Origin of the sequence: Modestobacter sp. VKM Ac-2984 (assembly GCF_026967985.1) — a bacterium.
GTDB lineage: Bacteria > Actinomycetota > Actinomycetes > Mycobacteriales > Geodermatophilaceae > Modestobacter.
This window is the reverse complement of sequence record NZ_JAPVBJ010000008.1, coordinates 36,063-52,581: the sequence shown is the minus strand read 5'-3', so window position 1 is coordinate 52,581 and position 16,519 is coordinate 36,063. Positions and strand designations below refer to the sequence as shown.

Below are 16,519 nucleotides of genomic sequence, written 5' to 3'. Positions count from 1 at the left end.
CGGCCTCCGCCAGCAGGCCGGCGCGGAACGGAGACAGACATGTCAGCTTCGGTGTCCATGCCGCTCGGCGGCGTCCAGGTGGGGTCCTACGAGGACTACCAGCAGGCCCAGCGGGCGGTGGACTTCCTCTCCGACGAGAAGTTCCCGGTCGAGAACGTGACGATCATCGGCACCGACCTGCGGATGGTCGAGCGGGTCACCGGCCGGCTCAGCTGGGGCCGGGCGATCGCCGCCGGCGCGGCCAGCGGCGCCTGGTTCGGGCTCTTCGTCGGTCTGCTGCTGGGCATCTTCGCCGCCGACGGCGGCGGCTGGATCGGCTCGGTGCTCACCGGCCTGTTGATCGGGCTGGTCTTCGGCGCGGTCTTCGGGGCGGTCGGCTACTCCACCAGCCGCGGGCAGCGCGACTTCACCAGCACCAGCAAGGTGGTGGCCAGCCGCTACGACGTGATGTGCGCGCCGCAGCACGCCGAGCAGGCCCGCGCCGAGCTCGCCAAGCTCTCCCTGCGCGGCTGATCCACGGATCACATGCCGGTCGAGCCGAAACCGGAGCGCTGCCCCTGCCCGTCCGCGCCCCGGTAGGCGTCGACGTTGCCGTGCACGGCGGCGCGGCGCAGACCGGCTCCCACGTCGCCGGACAGCCGGGCCCGGCGGGCCTTCGCCCGGTGGTCCATCAGGGCCATCGCGGCGAGCAGCGCCACCAGCAGGGCCCCGGTCACGATCCAGAACGTCATGGCGGAACGGTAGGGGTCGGAACGGCGCAGCGCGAGCCCCTCGCCGCGAGAGCTCAGCGCAGGGTGGCGAAGGCAACCGCTGCGGCGGCGGCCACACCGAGGGAGTCCACTCCGCTGCGCATCGGGATCCGGGCGCGCACCCGGGCAGCCGTCTTGACCGCGGGGGTGAGCCCCGGGCCCTCGGCGCCGAGCAGGACGGCGGTGCGCGGGTGGGCGGCGAGATCGACGTCGCCCAGGTCGACGGCGTCGGGTGCCGGGGTCAACGCCACCGTGAGGTAGCCGGCGGCGTGCAGCCGGTCCAGGTCGGTGGGCCAGTCGCCCAGGACCGCGATCGGCAACGACAGCACGTGCCCCATCGACACCCGCACGCACCGCCGGTAGAGCGGGTCGGCGCAGGTGGGGTCCAGCAGCAGGCCGTCGACCCCGAGGGCCATCGCCGACCGGGCGATCGAGCCGATGTTCTCGTGGTCGTTCAGCCCCTCCAGCACCGCCAGCCGGCGGGGTGCGGCGGGGTCGGGGCCGGTCAGCAGGTCGTCCAGGTCCGCCGGGGGGAGCCGGTCGGCGGAGGCGAGCACCCCGCGGGTCAGCCGGAAGCCGATGACGTCGGAGAGCACCCACCGGTCGGCCTCGTAGGCGGGCACGTCGTCGGGGAGCTGCAGGTCGGCCACCCGGCCGGGGATGCCGAAGACGCTGCGCACCGGGTAGTCCGAGGCGAGCAGCCGCTGGACCGCCGGCACCCCCTCCACGATCACCGGCCCGGTGCCGCGTTCGGTCCCGGGCTTGCGGTCGCCGGCAAAGAGGTCGCGGAAGTCGGCCACCCGCTCGTCGGCCGGGTCGGTGATCAGCACAGGGAGGACGGGCACGCCGACGATCATCCCCGGCGGTCCCCGGCGCGCACGATCCGGTGGGGGCCACCAGGATCGACCGGGTGACCAACACGGAGACCACGACCGTCGTCGGCGGCGGCATCGCCGGCATCGCCTGCGCCCGGGCCCTGGCCGACCGGGGGCTGCCGGTGCAGGTCCTGGACCGGGGTCGCCGGCTCGGTGGTCGGATGGGCGGCCGCACCCTGCACGGCCGCGCCGTCGACCTGGGCGCCTCCTACTTCACCGTGGGCGAGGACGACGGGTTCGCGCGGGTCGTCGCCGGGTGGGTGGACCGCGGCCTGGCCCGGCCGTGGACCGACACGTTCGCGGTCGCCGGGCCGGACGGCATCGAGCGGACGACGTCCGGCCCACTGCGCTACGGCACCGCCGGCGGTCTCCGCGGCCTGGTCGTCGACCTCGCCGAGGGCCTGGACGTGCAGCTGGAACGGGCGGTCACCCGGGTCGGCGCCGACGGGAGCCCGACGGTGGACGGCGACCCGGCCGCCGCCGTCGTGCTCGCGATGCCCGATCCGCAGGCGGCCCGGCTGCTGGACCCGGGGGCGGGGATCGCCGGGAACCTGCAGGACGCCGAGTGGCAGCCCACGCTCGCCGTCGCCGTCGGCTTCCCCGAGCGGAGCTGGCCGGCCGACCTGCACGGCGTCTTCGTGCACGACTCCCCCGTCCTGGACTGGGTCGCCGACGACGGCGATCGGCGCGGGGACGGCGCTCCGGTGCTCGTCGCACACACGACGCCCGCCTTCGCCGCCGCGCACCTGGCCGAGCCCGACCGGGCCACCCCCGTGGTCCTCGCCGCCCTGCGCGCCCTGCTCGGCCTGTCGGGCGAGCCGGAGTGGACGCACGTCCACCGCTGGACGTTCGCGAAGCCGACCGCCCCGCGGGAGGCGCCGTTCGCCCTGGTCGACGGTGTCGCTCTGTGCGGCGACGGGTGGTCCGCCCCGTCGAGGGTGGAGAGCGCCTGGCGTTCCGGGGACGCCCTGGGCAGCGCCCTGGCCGACGCGACGGGCTGACCGGCCCCGCCGACCTGTCCGAGTGCGTGCGGGGGCGGTCCTGCAGCCGCCCTCGTCGGTGCGGGAGGAGGTGCCGCACACCCGTATCGCCGCCAGCAGGCCTTGCGGGTGCTGGCATCGTGGTCGATCGTGCCGCTGCTCCTGATCACCACGCTGGACGCCGGTGCCTGAGCTCGGCTCTCCCCCACCCGAGGGAGGCCCACCTTCCCGGGGTGCAGCCGCCGTGCTCCGCTGCCGACCTGGTGGCATGGCGCCGCAGCGGACGACAGGTCGGGGGGGCACCCCTGCCCGGTGGTCGGCGTTCGGCCGCCTCGCTGCCGGGATGGCCCTCCTGGGGATCGCCGTGGGCGCCGTCTTCCCGCTGTTCGCCGAGCTGCTGGGCGTGCCCGCCCGGTACGCCGCCGACCCGACCTTCCGCGCCGCCTGCCTCGCCGCCGGGCTGGTGCTCGGCGCGGCCAACTGGCTGCTGGCCCGGCGGGTCATCGGCAGCCGGCTGCGGTTGCTGGCCGACCGGATCGCCGACGTCGCCGACGCGGTCGGCAACCCGGTGGGCACTGCCCAGGCCTCGACCCTGCCGGCCGCCGCGCTGGCCGTCCCGGTGGGCTCGACGGACGACCTGGGCACCACCGCTGCGGCCTTCAACGCCCTGCTGGCGGCCCTGGACCGGGAGCGCCGCTTCCGCTCCGTGGTGCAGGCCACCAACGACGTCCTGGCGCTGCTCACCCCGAGCGGATCCGTCTCCTTCGTCTCCGACTCGGTCTCCGACGTGCTGGGCTGGTCGCGCGAGGAGCTGCTGGGCCGACAGGTGCACGAGCTGCTGCACCTGGAGGACGCCGACCTCTTCACCGCCGACGGTGCGCCGATCACCAATGCCGACGCCCCGTCCCAGGTCTTCCTCGTCCAGGCCCGGCACCGGGACGGCGGCTGGCGGCACCTGGAGGTCAGCTCCTCGGACCGGCGCGACGACCCCGTCATCGGCGGGCTGCTGGTGACCGCTCGGGACGTGACCGAGCGGCTGGAACTACAGCGCCGGCTGGCGTTCCAGGCGACGCACGACGGGCTGACCGGCCTGCCGAACCGGGCGGCGCTGCTCGCCCGAGGGGCCGAGCTGCTGGCCGCCCTGACCCCGCTCGCGGTGCTGCTGCTGGACCTCGACCGGTTCAAGGAGGTCAACGACACCCTCGGGCACAGCTACGGCGACCGCCTGCTCGCCCAGGTCGGACCGCGGCTGCAGCCCCTGCTGAGGGACGTCGACCTGATCGCCCGGCTCGGTGGCGACGAGTTCGCCGTGCTATTGCCACGGGCGACGGCGCAGGACGCCTGCAGCGCGGCGCGCCGGCTCTGCGACGCCCTCGGCACCCCGTTCCCGGTCGACGAGCTCGCGCTGGACGTCGGTGCCAGCATCGGCGTGGCCGTCTCCGGCGACGTCCCGACGGAGATCGGCGCCCTGCTCCGCCAGGCCGACGTCGCCATGTACGTGGCCAAGGCGCGTCGGAGCGGCGTCGAGCTGTACGACCTCTCGACCGACCAGCACGACCGCAGGCGCCGCCTGCTCACCGAGCTCGGCCACACCTGATCCCCCGGGACACCCAGCCCGGTCTTGCCGCGACCGGACAACTCATCTAGCGTTGAGTTCATCAGCCGTTGAGTTTTCGGAGGCGATCGTGGACGCCGTCACCGTCACCGACCTCGTCGTGCACCGCGGTGCCCGACCGGTCCTGCACGAGGTGGGGTGCTCGGTCCCGTCCGGGCAGGTCACCGGCCTGCTCGGGCCCAGCGGCAGCGGCAAGAGCACGCTGCTGCGCGCCCTGGTCGGGGCCCAGCGGGTCCGGTCGGGCACCGTGACCGTGCTCGGCCACCCCGCCGGCTCGCCCGCGCTGCGCTCCCGGGTCGGGTACGTCACCCAGGCGCCCAGCGTCTACGCCGACCTCACCGTGCGGGAGAACGCCCGCCACTTCGCTGCGCTGTACGGCCGGGGGGCGGTGGCCGCCGATGCCGCGATCGCCGACGTCGGGCTGGCCGAGGCGGCCGGCCAGCTGGTCGGGGACCTCTCCGGCGGCCAGCGAGGCCGGGCGTCGCTCGCCTGCGCCCTGGTCGGCGAGCCGGACCTGCTGGTGCTCGACGAACCGACGGTCGGGCTGGACCCGGTGCTGCGGGTCGAGCTGTGGACCCGGTTCCACGCCCTCGCCGCGGCCGGCACGACGTTGGTGGTCTCCAGCCACGTGATGGACGAGGCCGGGCGCTGCGACCGCCTGCTCCTGCTGCGGGACGGGCGGCTGCTCAGCGACTCCACCCCGACCGAGCTGCGCGCCCGGACCGGCACCGACGACCTGGAGCAGGCCTTCCTCTCCCTGGTCCGCGCCACCGAGGAGGCGACGGCATGACCACCATGATCTCCCCCCGGCTGACCTCGGCCACCGCCGGCCGGGTGCTCCGCCAGCTGCGGCACGACCACCGGACGGTGGCGATGCTGCTCGTGCTGCCCAGCGCACTGCTCGGGCTGCTGTACCTGCTGTGGGCCGACGTGCCCACCGCACCCGGGCAGCCGGACACCTTCGACCGGGTCGGGCTGACCATGCTCGGGGTCTTCCCGTTCGTGGTCATGTTCCTGGTGACGAGCATCGCGATGCTGCGGGAGCGCACCTCGGGCACGTTGGAGCGGCTGCTCACCACCCCGCTGTCCAGGCTGGACCTGCTGCTCGGCTACGGCCTCGCCTTCGGCCTGGCCGCCGCCGCACAGGCGGTGGTCACCGTGACGATCGCGACCACCGTCTACGACCTGGACGTCACCGGGCCGCTGTCCCTGGTCGTGCTCATCGCCGTCGTCGACGCCGCGCTCGGCGTGGCGCTCGGGCTGCTGGCCAGCGCGTTCGCCCGCAGCGAGTTCCAGGCCGTACAGCTCATGCCGGTGGTCGTCCTCCCCCAGTTCTTCCTCTGCGGGCTGCTGGTGCCGCGGGACCAGCTGGCCGGCTGGCTGCAGGCGGTCAGCGACGTCCTGCCGCTGAGCTACGCCGTGGCGGCCCTCCAGGAGGTGGGCGCCTCACCGGAGGCGACGGGCACCATGTGGGTCGACGTCGGCGTGGTGGCCGGCGCGACGCTGCTGGCCCTGGGGCTCGCGGCGGCCACCCTGCGGAGGAGGACCAGCTGAGCGACCCGGCAGCACGGCCACGGCGCACCCGCCCGACCGGACGTCGTCCCGGCAACCCCGACACCCGGGAGGCGGTGCTCGCCGCAGCCAGGGAGGCCTTCGCCGAGCGCGGGTTCGACGGCGCCTCGATCCGGCTGATCGCCACCGCGGCGGGGGTCGACCCGGCGCTGGTGCACCACTACTTCGGCAGCAAGGACAAGCTCTTCCTCGCCGCCATCGAGGCCCCGGCCGACCCCGAGGAGCTGCTGCCCGAGCTGCTCGCCGGCGGGCCGGCGGACCTCGGCGCCCGCGTCGTCCGGCTGCTGCTGCAGGTGTGGGACGGCCCCGGCCGGGCGGCGGGGCTCGCCCTGGTCCGGTCGGCCGTGACCAACGAGTGGACCGCGCGGCTGCTCCGGGAGTTCCTGGTCTCCCAGGTGCTGGGCCGGGTGGTCGGCACGCTCGGACTGCCGCGCGCCGAGGGCGAGGCGCGGGGCTCCCTGGTCGCCTCCCAGCTGATCGGGGTGGTGATGGCCCGCTACGTGCTGCGGGTGGAGCCGCTGGCATCGGCGTCGGCGGAGGAGCTGGTGGCCGCCGTCGGGCCCACCATCCAGCGGTACCTGACCGGCGACGTCGACCTCCCCGGGGTGGTTGCACCCACCACCTAGGCTCTCGCCTCGATGACCAGCGACGACGGCTCCTCCTCCGCCGCGGACCGGCTGTCCACCGCGCCGGACGCGCCGCCGGCCGCCGTCTGCCGGCGGGTCCGCAAGACCTACCGGACGGCGACGGAGTCGGTGACCGCGCTGGACGACGTCACCGTGGACATCCCCCGTGCGCAGGTGACCGTGGTCGTCGGTCCCTCGGGTTCGGGCAAGTCCTCGCTGCTGCGGCTGCTGGCCTGCATCGACTCCCCCGACGCCGGGGAGGTGCTCGTCGCCGGCCAGCGGGTCGACCGGCTGGGCGCCCGGGCCCGCCGGGCGCTGCGGCAGCGGCAGGTCGCCTACCTCTTCCAGCGCCCCGGGGAGAACCTGCTGCCCTACCTGGACGCCGTCGCCCAGGTCCGGCTGGCCGCGTCGCTGCGGGGCGCCCCGGTCACCGCAGCCGCGGCGCTCGCCCTGCTCGACCGGCTGGGGCTGCGTGAGCGCGCCGACCACCACCCCGCACAGCTCTCCGGCGGGGAGCAGCAGCGCCTGGCGGTGGCCTGCGGCGTCGTCGGGGAGCCGGCGCTGGTCGTCGCCGACGAGCCCACGGCCGAGCTGGACACCGCGGCCGCCGAGCGGGTGCTCGTGGCGATGGAGGACCTCGCCGCGGCCGGGGTCGGGTTCGTCATCTCCTCCCACGACCCGCGGGTGATGGCGATCGCCGACGGCTTCGTCCGGCTGGACCACGGCCGGCTGGTCGCCTCGTGAACGCGCGGCTGCAGCCGGCCGGAGGGCTCACCGGCACGGGGCTGGTCAAGCGCTTCCGGCGTGGCGCGGAGACCGTCTCGGCGCTGGCCGGGGTCGACCTGGCGGTCGGCTCCGGGGAGTTCGTCGCCCTGGTCGGCCCGTCCGGGTCCGGGAAGAGCACCCTGCTCGCCCTGCTGTGCGGCTGGGAGACCGCCGACGAGGGCGAGCTCGCGTACCTCGGCCCGCTCGCCGGCCGCCGTCCCGAGGGCTTCGGCTGGCGGGACCTGGCGCTGGTGCCCCAGGCACTCGGGCTGGTCGCCGACCTCAGCCTGGCCGACAACGTCCTGCTGCCCGCCCGGCTGAGCGGCACCCTCGCCGCCGAGGAGGCCCGCGCCCGGTCGCTGCTGACCGCCTTCGGGGTCGACCACCTCGCCGACCGCTACCCGCACCAGGCCTCCCTCGGGGAGCAGCAGCGGGTCGCCGTCGCCCGCGCGCTGCTGCTGCGCCCGGCGGTGCTGCTGGCCGACGAGCCCACCGCGCACCAGGACCGCGGGCACGCCGACCGGCTGCTCGACGCCGTCACCGACGCCGCCCGCGAGGGGTCGGCGGTGCTCATCGCCACCCACGACGAGATCGCCTGGGCCCGCGCCGACCGGGTGCTGTCCATGCGCGACGGCGTGGTCACCGAAGGCGCCCCCTCGTGAGCCGGCCACCGCTGTGGCGGCTGGCGCCGTGGACCCGCGCCCCGTGGCTCGGTCTGCGCCAGCCGGCCGCTGTCATCGCCGTGCTGGTGACCTCGGCGATCCTCGCCTGCGCGGTCGCCTCGGCGCCACTGTTCCTCTCCTCGGCCCGCTCGGCGGCGCTGCAGCAGCAGCTCTCCCAGCGCTGCGACGAGGTGGCCCGCCCGCAGACCGGTGTCAACTCGGCTCTCGTCGACCAGCAGGGGCAGCCGCAGGACGGCGGCGACGGCAGCACCCGGCCGCAGCTCGACGAGTCGCTGCTGCAGGCCTGGGCGGACGCCGGACTGCCGGCCGAACCGGTGCTGGCCACGGCCTGGATCGGCTCGTCCTCCCCGGCCTCCGACGGCGCCCTCGCCCGCGGCCCGGACGGCGCTGCGCTGGCGCAGCCGGTCACCCTGTTCCACCGCCCGACCGCGCTGGACAACGTCGAGGTGGTCGAGGCCGGCGACGGGCCAGGGGTCTGGGTGCCGGTGAGCGTCGCCGAGCAGGACGACCTCTCCGTCGGGGACCAGCTCGCCTTCGGCACCCAGCAGGCACCGGTCGCCGGGATCTACCAGGACCTGGCCGTCGCCAACCCCGACGACCCCTACTGGTGCGACTACCGGCTGCTGTTCTCCAACGAGGCCTCCGCGAACCGGGCCCCGCCGGCGATGCTGCTGGTCACCGACGAGAGCACCTTCTACCGGCTCGCCACTGCCGCGGCCGGCGGGGCCGTCCGGCTGCAGCAGGTGCCGGTGGACGCCTCCTCGCTGTCGGTCAGCGACGTACGCGATCAGCGGGAGACCCAGGAACGGATCGTCGCAGCCAGTGGCCTGGCGCCGCAGTTCGAGCCGGGTGTCCGCGCGGTCGCTGTGCCCAACGACCGGCTGCCCGACGTGCTGGAGCGTGCCGGGCTGATCGAGTCCGGGCTGCGCGGCCCCGTCGTCCCGGTCGCGGTGGCCGGGGCGCTGCTCGCCCTGGTGCTGGTCGCCTCCGCCGGCAGCTTCTGGGCCGACCGACGGGCCACCGAGGTGCGGCTGCTCGCCGCCCGCGGGGTCGGCCCGGTGCCGCTGGCCGGCAAGGCTGCGCTGGAGCTGGGGCTGCCCGCACTGGCCGGGGCGGCCCTGGGCTGGGCGGCGTCCCGGGTGCTGATCGCCGGCCTCGGCCCCTCCGACGACCTCGACCCCTCGGCCACCACCACCGCCGCCTGGGCCGGGGTCGCCGCCTTCGCGGTCGGCCTGGGCGCGGCCTCGGCCGTGGCCGGGCTGCGGGCCCGCGGCACCGCGGAGCGACCGCTCGGGGCCGCCCCGCGCTGGCCGGCCCGGGTGCCGTGGGAGCTGGCCCTGCTGCTCGGCGCCGGCTGGTGCTGGCTGCTGCTCCAGTCGCGCGACGCGGTGGTCAGCGTGGCCTACGTGGCCCAGGTCAACGGGCTGCTGGTCGCCTTCCCGCTGCTGGCGATCGCCGGCACGTCCGTCCTGCTCGGCCGGTGGGTCACCGCGCTGCTGCCCCGGCTGCGCCGCTGGGCCGGCCGTCGCTCCCCCGCCGTCTTCCTGGCCGTCAACCGGCTCACCGCGGCCCGGCTGGCCACCGCCACCCTGCTGGTCGCGGTCACCCTCCCGGTCGCCGTGCTGGGGTACACGGCGACGCTGACCGCCAGCTCGCAGACCACCCTGGACGCCAAGGTCGGGGTGCAGATCGGCGCGGCCGCGGCGGCCGCCACGGTCACCCGGTTCGAGGTGACGCCGGCGCTCGAGGCGGCGGGCACCCACGTCGTCCGCTACGACGGCAGCGCCGTGGCCGGCGACGACGGTCGAACGGACGTCCAGGTGCTGGCCGTCGACCCCGACGACTTCGCCGACACCGCCTTCTGGGACGACTCCTTCGCCGACCGCCCGCTCGCCGAGCTGCTGGCCGCGCTGACCGGCCCGGAGGTCGACGGGCGACTGCCGGTGGTCGCCGCCGGGCTGCCGGCCGGCGACCCCGACCTCCGGCTGGGCAGCACGGCGGTGCCGGCCGAGGTGACCGCCACCGCGCGGGTGCTGCCCGGTCGCCGCAGCGGCGACCCGGTCGTGCTCGTGGCGGCCGACCGGCTGCCGGAGATCACCCGCAACGCCGGCGCCGCGCCGGCCGCCGAGCTCTGGACGAAGGGCGACCTCGGTGCCGGGATCGACGCCCTGACCGACGCCGGCGGGCAGAACATCCGGGTGCCGACCCCCGGCGGGGTGCAGGAGAGCGCCAACTTCCTGGGCATCACCTGGACCTTCGGCTACCTCTCCGCGCTCGCCGTCTTCGTCGGGGTGATCGCCGTCGGCGGGCTGCTGCTGTACCTGGAGGCCCGGTCGCGCAGCCGCGTCTCCGGCTACGTGATGGCCCGCCGACTGGGGCTCTCCCGGGGTGCGCACCTGCGTTCGCTGGTCGTCGAGCTGGTGGGGGTGGCGGTCGCCGGGTTGCTGCTCGGTGCGCTGCTGGCGGCCGGGGCCGTGGCGCTGGTGTACCGGCGGCTGGACGTCGACCGGGTGCGTCCGCCCACGCCGCTGCTGGACGTCCCCTGGTCGGCGATCGCCGGGACGGCGGTGGCCACCGTCGTCGTCGCCGGCCTGGCGGCGCTGTACGCCCAGCGGGCGGCCGACCGGGCCGACCCGGCGAGCGTGCTCCGCGAGGACGCCTGAGTCAGCTGCGCGGCGCGCGGGCGAGCTGGCGGCTCTGCGCGACCAGCCGGCCGGTGGAGTCCCAGATCCGGTAGTCCTCGTCCAGCCAGCCGCCGGCGATCTCGTTCGCCCGCGCCTCGACCAGGCACCAGCCCGGCGCCGGCAGCGCGCGGATGAGCACCTGCAGCTGCACCGTCGGCGCCCAGCCGAACACCCCGATCGCCCAGGAGGTCGGCGGCAGCGCGTCGGCGAAGGTGACCAGCGCCAGCGCGTCCGGCTCGCGGCCGTCGGCGAAGCGCAGCCAGGCCCGCATCATCGGCTCCTCGGCCGGCTGCCCCAGCGCCCAGCCGGCGGTCAGCGGGTCCAGCCGGACGTCGACCCGCTGGGTGAGCCCCGGCACCGACACCGACGACGGGGCCAGGTGCGCGTTCTCGGCGATGGAGACGCAGTCCTGCACGGGGGTCGCGGTCGGCATCGGTGAGGAGAAGGTCGCGGCGTCGGCCGTGAGCGTCGCCGTCGTCGCCTGGACGGTCACCGCGGGCCCGGCGGCGTCGGCCAGCACCACCGCCGAGTGGGCCAGCGTCCGCCCGGCCGGTCCCGGGGTGACGGTCAGCGTCGCCGGTCCGGCCGCGGCGGCGTGCAGGTAGCTGGCCGACAGGGCGACGGGGTGGGGGTGCGGCGACTCGAGCACGGCGGCCCGCGCGGCGACGGCGAGCAGGTACCCGCCGTTCAGGATGCCGCCACCGACGTCCCAGCCCGGGTCCAGCTCGGTGGTCAGTCCGCCCCCCTCGGTCCGGGCGACGGCGGTCGCGGTGTCGAAGGCGGAGCGGGGATCGGTCTGCGGCACGACGGACAGCGTGCCAGGCCCGCCACCGGCGAGCGGGAGGTCCGTCCCCCGTCGGCTCAGCCGACGGGCCAGGCGGCCACCCGCTCGTAGCGCGGCTCGGGCCCGAGGTGGCTGCGCCACAGCACCACCTCGGTCACCGGCCAGACCGGCCCCCGGTACCCGGCGAGCCGTTCGGGCAGGTCGCCGTCGGCCGGCTGCCCGGGTCGCCACCGCCCCACCGTCAGGTGCGCCCGGAACGGCCGGTCCTCGACGGTCAGGCCGACGCCGCGAACGGCGGCGGCCAGCCGGCCGGCGAGCGCGGTCAGCTCCGGCACGTCGCCGGCCAGCCCGGCCCAGCACACCGCAGGGCGACGGCGCGACCCGAACCGGCCGGCACCGGCCAGCTGCAGGGACAGCGGCGGCGTGCCGGCGACCGCGGGGGTGACCGCCGCGCGCAGCGGCGCCAGCAGCGGGGCCGGCACCTCGCCGAGGAACACCAGGGTCAGGTGCCACCGGGAGGTCGGCGTCCAGCGGGGCGCGCCGGGGGCGGACCGCAGTGGCTGGAGCGCCCGGTCCAGATCAGCCGTGGCAGCAACGGGCGGGTCGACGGCGAGGAAGAGCCGGCCGGCCGAGGAGGCCCGGGGTGCCGACTCGGTCAGCCGGTCACCACCAGCCCGGCGGCCTCCAGTGCCCCGAGGAGCCGGATCCGCTCGAGCTCACGGACCTCCGGGGGCACGGCGGTCAGCTGCTGGGGCACCTCGAGCAGCACGGCGGCCTCCACGAGCAGGTCGTCGTAGGCGGCCAGCAGGCCACGGCGCCGCTCCATCGGCATGCCCCCCGGGACCATGGCGAGTTCCCGGGCGAGCCGGCGCAGGTCGGCGGCGACCCGTTCCAGCGGCCGACGCGGCCGCTCGACCGACCCGGTCGCCACCGCGGCACGCGGCACGCGGCGACCTGCAGGGTGGGAACCGGTGGGGCGACGACGGGGCGGGAGCGCAGGCGGGAGGGGGGCCGCCGGGCGATCGACGGACTCGGTGACGGTCCGGGCACGGCGTCGAGCCGCGAGGTCGGCCTGCAGCTGACCCGTGGCCCAGCGGAGCAGTAGGACGAGCAGGGCCACGCCCACGACCAAGAGGGCGACGGTGCCACCCAGCTGCAGCAACGACGCCCCTACTTCCGCGGAGACAGACCCTCCCTCGGGCACGAGCCGACGGTACGTCGCACATCCCGCTGTGACAATGCGAACGCTGAGCGCAACCGCGTCGCATACTGAGCGCTGATCGCTCATCACCGCAGTGTGACGAGATCAGCGCGCCTGATCGCAGGTGACGGGCTCCCCGGGCACCTGTTCATCGGCCAGTGCGGCCAGCGCGGCGGCGCGGGTCGGCGTCGTGGCGGCCGCGACGTGCAGCTGCATGCTCGGCGGGCGGACGTGCAGCTCCAGCCGCACCTGACGGCCCCGGGAGAGCACCGCACCGGCCGCGACCGCCACCACCACGACGACCAGGCCGCCGCCGATGAAGCCCCAGGGCGCACCGAAGCGCTCGGAGATCCAGCCGATCAGCGGCGCACCGACCGGCGTCCCTCCCATGAAGCACATGAAGTACAGCGCCAGCACCCGGCCGCGCATCCGCGGCTCCACCCCCAGCTGCACGAAGCTGTTGCAGGCCACGCTGAAGACCAGCGCCGCGGCGCCCGTCGGGATGAGGACGACGGCGAAGGCGTAGTAGTCGCCCATCAGCCCACTCGCGATCAACAGCAGCCCGAAGGCGATCGCGGAGACGATGAGGAACCGCTGCAGCGGCCGGGTGCTGCGCCGCGTCGACAGCAGCGCCCCGGACAGGGAGCCGACGGCGAAGGTGGTGGAGAGCAGCCCGAACGCACCGGCGCCCAGGTCGAAGACCTCGCGGGCCATCAGCGCGATGGTGATCTGGGAGTTGAACCCGAAGGTGCCCACGACGAAGGCGAGCAGCATCGCCAGCTGCAGGTCCGGGTGCTGCCGGGTGTAGACCAGCGTCTCCCGCAGCTGCCCGCGCGAGCGGGCGACCGGGGTGCTGCGGCTCAGCTCCCCGACCCGCATCGCGGCCAGCGAGGCGATGGTGCAGGCGAACGTGGCGGCGTTGACCAGGAACGCCGGCGCGGTGTCCCCGCCCGACACCGCGATCAGCGCACCGGCCACCGCGGGCCCCACGAGCCGGGCACCGTTGAAGACCGTGGAGTTGAGGCTGACCGCGTTGGCCAGCAGGTCCGAGCCGACCATCTCCGAGACGAACGACTGGCGCACCGGGACGTCCAGCGAGGAGACCACGCCCAGCCCCAGGGCCAGCAGGTAGACGTGCCACAGCACGATCGAGTCGGTGGCGACCAGCAGGCCCAGCCCCAGGGCGAGCACGCCCATCACGGCCTGGGTCAGCATCAGCACCCGGCGCTTGTCGTACCGGTCCGCCAGCACCCCGCCGTAGAAGCTGAAGAAGAGCGTCGGCCCGAACTGCAGGGCGGTGGTGATGCCCAGCGCGACACCGCTGTCCCCGGACAGCTGAAGCACCAGCCAGTCCTGGCCGATGCGCTGCATCCAGGTGCCGGTCTGGCTGACCAGGTTCGCCGAGACGTAGAGCCGGAAGTTCCGGACACGCAACGCCCGGAACATCCCGGCGCGGGTCTTGGGGTCAGGAGCCGTCGAGGTCACCCACTGGCGAGCTTCTCCATGATCACCGCGGCCTCGCGCAGCACCGCGCGGTCCTCGGCCGACAGCTCCTGGAGCCGACCGGCCAGCCACGCCTCGCGGGCCCGGACCTCCTCGCTCAGGAGCTCCTCGGCCGCCGCGGTCAGGTCGATGACGACCTGCCGGCCGTCGGTGGGGTGCGGGGTGCGGGTGACCAGGCCCCGGGACTCCAGCGCGACGACCACCCGGGTCATCGACGGGGGCTGCACCCGCTCGTGCGCCGCGAGCTCACCCGGGCTCATCGCGCCGTGCCGCTTGAGGGTCGACAGGGCGGCGAGGTGGGTCAGCGTCACCGAGGTGTCCACCCGCTGGTTGCGCAGCCGCCGGGAGAACCGCATGACCGCCAGCCGCAGGTCGTGGGCGAGCGCCGCGGTGTCCAGCGTCGTCCGAGCCACGTCTGCCACCTTAACCGGAGTAGAAAGCCTGCCTAACGAACTGCGACGGGAGAGCCGTTACAGCAGCTGCTGGATCGGGTCGAGCGCGAAGTAGACGACGAAGACGGCGGCCACCACCCACATGAGCGGGTGCACGTCACGGCGACGGCCGACCGCCAGCCGCAGCAGCACGAAGCTGACCACCCCGGCGCCGATGCCGTTGGTGATCGAGTAGGTGAACGGCATCAGCGCGATCGTCAGGAACGCGGGGATGACCAGCGACATGTCGTCCCAGGACAGGTCGCGGATCTGGCTGATCAGCATGGCGCCCACGATCACCAGCACCGGCGCTGCGGCCTCGGAGGGCACCACCTGCACCAGCGGGGTGAAGAACGCGGCCACCAGGAAGACGACACCGGTGACGACGCTGGCCAGCCCGGTCCGGGCGCCGTCCCCGACGCCGGCGGCGCTCTCGATGTAGGTGGTGTTCGAGGAGATGCTGGAGGCACCGCCGGCGGCGGCGGCGAGCGAGTCGACCAGCAGGACCGGCTGGGAGCGGGGCAGGTTGCGGTCCTCGTCCAGCAGGTCACCCTCGGCGCCCACCGCGGTCACGGTGCCGACGGTGTCGAAGAAGTCCGCGATCATGATCGAGAAGACGATCAGGAGGGCGGCGAGGACGCCGATCCGCTCGAACCCGCCGAAGAGCGAGAAGTTGCCGATCAGCGACAGGTCGGGAAGGCCGAACCAGTCGGCGGGCCACGACGGCACCTGCAGCGCCCAGCCACGCGGGTCCAGCTCGTTGCCGTCGGGGCCCACCCGCGGACCGATGTCGGCGATCGCCTCGACCACGATGGCGAACACCGTGGTGATCACGATCCCCAGGAGCAGGCCGCCCCGGACCTTGCGGACGACCAGCACGCTGGTGAGCAGCAGGCCGACGACGAAGGTGAGCATCGGCCACCCGGCCAGCTGGCCCCCGACTCCGAAGCTGATCAGCGGCGCCCCGGGGCGGATGACCCCGGCGTCGGCCAGCCCGATGAGGGTCAGGAAGAAGCCGATGCCGACCGCGATGGCGATCTTCAGCTGGGCCGGGATCGCCTCGAACACCGCCCGCCGGAAACCGGTCAGCACGAGCACGGTGATGAGCAGGCCCTCGAGCACGACCAGCCCCATCACCTCGGGCCAGGTGAGCTGGGTGGCCGCGTAGACGGCGACGATCGCGTTGATGCCCAGGCCGGTGGCCAGCGCGAACGGGTAGCGACCGACGATGCCCATCGCGATGGTCAGCACACCGGCGACGAAGGCGGTGACGGCGGCGACCGAGGCGAACGGCAGCGTGTTCCCGTTCACGTCCGCGCCGGACAGGATGATCGGGTTCAGTACGACGATGTAGGCCATCGCGAAGAACGTCGTGAACCCACCGCGCACCTCACGGGCGACGGTGGACCGGCGCTCGGTGATCGAGAAGTAGCGGTCCAACCCGTTCTTGGGGCGCACCTTCGGCCCGGGGCTGCGCCGCGGGCCGGTCACGACCTCGGCGGGGGTCCCCGCGTCGGCGGGCGCGGCGCCGACTGCGGTCGCACCGGTGCCGCCGGCTGACTTGCGGGGGCGGCTGCGGGACTTGTCGGGCATGGGTGGACCCCCGGGGACGGCGACCGGCGCGGCTCCGGCGGGGTCGACGTCCCCGGCGGGCCGCCCGATGCGGGTGGCATCGAGCGGCGACAGCGTGCCACACCGCCCGGGCGCGTCGGACGGACCGCCGTTCCGACCTGCGGCGCAGCGGCCTAGGGTCGGGGCGTGCCCGCTCCGACCCGGCCCTCTCCCCCGCCCCTGAAGGTCGACACGGTGCGGGTCGTCCTGGCCGGTACCGCCCTGTGGGCGATCGCCCTGGTCGTGCTGCTCTTCCTCGGCGACCGGGTCGACCCGGTCTGGACCTGGACCTGCGTCGCCGGCGTCGTGCTGCCCGGCCTCGGCCTGTTGATCATGCGCTGGCAGGGCCAGCGCTGACACCGCGGCGCTGATCTCTGCGTTGCACGCCGAGTGGACGCTGTGCACGTGCCGCAGCACGTGCACAGCGCACGAAGAGCGGG

The 16,519-nt window shown here is 75.2% G+C and carries 18 protein-coding genes; 10 read left to right on the top strand and 8 right to left on the bottom strand.

All coding sequences use genetic code 11. The features are described from left to right. Window positions 1-39 precede the first annotated feature (39 nt). The gene (locus tag O2W16_RS16255; protein ID WP_269159856.1) at window positions 40-513 is read left to right on the top strand and encodes a general stress protein; all 474 of its coding nucleotides are present in this window, start codon (window positions 40-42) and stop codon (window positions 511-513) included. 8 nt (window positions 514-521) lie between these two features. Here O2W16_RS16255 and O2W16_RS16250 read toward each other — a convergent pair whose 3' ends face one another. Together O2W16_RS16250 and O2W16_RS16245 are read right to left on the bottom strand one after the other, a co-directional pair. Further along, complete coding sequence (locus O2W16_RS16250) at window positions 522-731, bottom strand: hypothetical protein (RefSeq protein ID WP_269159855.1); 210 nt, start codon at window positions 729-731, stop codon at window positions 522-524. 53 nt (window positions 732-784) lie between these two features. Then, the gene (locus O2W16_RS16245; RefSeq protein ID WP_269159854.1) at window positions 785-1,594 is read right to left on the bottom strand and encodes a TrmH family RNA methyltransferase; all 810 of its coding nucleotides are present in this window, start codon (window positions 1,592-1,594) and stop codon (window positions 785-787) included. Between the two features lie 65 nt (window positions 1,595-1,659). Between O2W16_RS16245 and O2W16_RS16240 the strand changes: the two genes are divergently transcribed. From O2W16_RS16240 to O2W16_RS16205, 8 genes are all read left to right on the top strand, one after another. Beyond that, window positions 1,660-2,625, top strand: coding sequence for an NAD(P)/FAD-dependent oxidoreductase (locus O2W16_RS16240; RefSeq protein WP_269159853.1), 966 nt, complete (start codon window positions 1,660-1,662; stop codon window positions 2,623-2,625). A 322-nt stretch (window positions 2,626-2,947) separates the two neighbouring features. Continuing rightward, window positions 2,948-4,201: a sensor domain-containing diguanylate cyclase gene (locus tag O2W16_RS16235; protein WP_269159852.1), complete on the top strand. Its 1,254-nt coding sequence runs from the start codon at window positions 2,948-2,950 to the stop codon at window positions 4,199-4,201. Between the two features lie 88 nt (window positions 4,202-4,289). Next, window positions 4,290-5,009, top strand: a complete 720-nt coding sequence (locus O2W16_RS16230) for an ABC transporter ATP-binding protein (protein ID WP_269159851.1) — start codon at window positions 4,290-4,292, stop codon at window positions 5,007-5,009. After that, window positions 5,006-5,773 (top strand): ABC transporter permease, encoded by a 768-nt coding sequence (locus O2W16_RS16225; protein ID WP_269159850.1) that lies wholly within the window; start codon window positions 5,006-5,008, stop codon window positions 5,771-5,773. The genes O2W16_RS16230 and O2W16_RS16225 overlap by 4 nt, the downstream gene beginning before the upstream one ends. A 74-nt stretch (window positions 5,774-5,847) precedes the next feature. Beyond that, entirely contained in the window at window positions 5,848-6,417 is a 570-nt protein-coding gene (locus O2W16_RS16220; RefSeq protein ID WP_269159849.1) for a TetR/AcrR family transcriptional regulator, read from the top strand. A 12-nt stretch (window positions 6,418-6,429) separates the two neighbouring features. Further along, window positions 6,430-7,161 carry an ABC transporter ATP-binding protein gene (locus O2W16_RS16215; protein ID WP_269159848.1) on the top strand — a complete coding sequence of 244 codons (732 nt, stop codon included), beginning with the start codon at window positions 6,430-6,432 and terminating at the stop codon, window positions 7,159-7,161. Further along, window positions 7,158-7,844 (top strand): ABC transporter ATP-binding protein, encoded by a 687-nt coding sequence (locus tag O2W16_RS16210; protein WP_269159847.1) that lies wholly within the window; start codon window positions 7,158-7,160, stop codon window positions 7,842-7,844. Before O2W16_RS16215 ends, O2W16_RS16210 begins: the two co-directional genes overlap by 4 nt. After that, complete coding sequence (locus O2W16_RS16205) at window positions 7,841-10,528, top strand: FtsX-like permease family protein (RefSeq protein WP_269159846.1); 2,688 nt, start codon at window positions 7,841-7,843, stop codon at window positions 10,526-10,528. Before O2W16_RS16210 ends, O2W16_RS16205 begins: the two co-directional genes overlap by 4 nt. Window position 10,529: 1 nt before the next feature. Here O2W16_RS16205 and O2W16_RS16200 read toward each other — a convergent pair whose 3' ends face one another. From O2W16_RS16200 to O2W16_RS16175, 6 genes are all read right to left on the bottom strand, one after another. Then, window positions 10,530-11,354, bottom strand: coding sequence for a thioesterase family protein (locus O2W16_RS16200; RefSeq protein ID WP_269159845.1), 825 nt, complete (start codon window positions 11,352-11,354; stop codon window positions 10,530-10,532). A gap of 56 nt (window positions 11,355-11,410) precedes the next feature. Continuing rightward, the gene (thpR, locus tag O2W16_RS16195; protein ID WP_269160058.1) at window positions 11,411-11,992 is read right to left on the bottom strand and encodes an RNA 2',3'-cyclic phosphodiesterase; all 582 of its coding nucleotides are present in this window, start codon (window positions 11,990-11,992) and stop codon (window positions 11,411-11,413) included. Then, window positions 11,989-12,279, bottom strand: coding sequence for a hypothetical protein (locus O2W16_RS16190; RefSeq protein WP_269159844.1), 291 nt, complete (start codon window positions 12,277-12,279; stop codon window positions 11,989-11,991). Before O2W16_RS16190 ends, thpR begins: the two co-directional genes overlap by 4 nt. Window positions 12,280-12,639: 360 nt before the next feature. Next, on the bottom strand, window positions 12,640-14,019 hold the full coding sequence (locus tag O2W16_RS16185) for an MFS transporter (protein WP_269159843.1): 1,380 nt from the start codon (window positions 14,017-14,019) through the stop codon (window positions 12,640-12,642). Then, the gene (locus O2W16_RS16180) at window positions 14,016-14,450 is read right to left on the bottom strand and encodes a MarR family winged helix-turn-helix transcriptional regulator (RefSeq protein WP_269159842.1); all 435 of its coding nucleotides are present in this window, start codon (window positions 14,448-14,450) and stop codon (window positions 14,016-14,018) included. Before O2W16_RS16180 ends, O2W16_RS16185 begins: the two co-directional genes overlap by 4 nt. Before the next feature lie 57 nt (window positions 14,451-14,507). Then, the gene (locus O2W16_RS16175; protein WP_269159841.1) at window positions 14,508-16,061 is read right to left on the bottom strand and encodes an NCS2 family permease; all 1,554 of its coding nucleotides are present in this window, start codon (window positions 16,059-16,061) and stop codon (window positions 14,508-14,510) included. Between the two features lie 165 nt (window positions 16,062-16,226). Here O2W16_RS16175 and O2W16_RS16170 point away from each other — a divergent pair, with 165 nt between their 5' ends. Continuing rightward, window positions 16,227-16,436, top strand: a complete 210-nt coding sequence (locus O2W16_RS16170) for a DUF2530 domain-containing protein (RefSeq protein ID WP_269159840.1) — start codon at window positions 16,227-16,229, stop codon at window positions 16,434-16,436. Window positions 16,437-16,519 lie beyond the last annotated feature (83 nt).

What these genes read in the sequence shown, in the direction of transcription:
- O2W16_RS16250 (WP_269159855.1), bottom strand. Translation starts at nt 731, where the DNA reads ATGACGTTCTGGATCGTGACCGGGGCCCTGCTGGTGGCGCTGCTCGCC.
- O2W16_RS16225 (WP_269159850.1), top strand. Translation starts at nt 5,006, where the DNA reads ATGACCACCATGATCTCCCCCCGGCTGACCTCGGCCACCGCCGGCCGG.
- O2W16_RS16215 (WP_269159848.1), top strand. Translation starts at nt 6,430, where the DNA reads ATGACCAGCGACGACGGCTCCTCCTCCGCCGCGGACCGGCTGTCCACC.
- O2W16_RS16255 (WP_269159856.1), top strand. Translation starts at nt 40, where the DNA reads ATGTCAGCTTCGGTGTCCATGCCGCTCGGCGGCGTCCAGGTGGGGTCC.
- O2W16_RS16175 (WP_269159841.1), bottom strand. Translation starts at nt 16,061, where the DNA reads ATGCCCGACAAGTCCCGCAGCCGCCCCCGCAAGTCAGCCGGCGGCACC.
- O2W16_RS16235 (WP_269159852.1), top strand. Translation starts at nt 2,948, where the DNA reads ATGGCCCTCCTGGGGATCGCCGTGGGCGCCGTCTTCCCGCTGTTCGCC.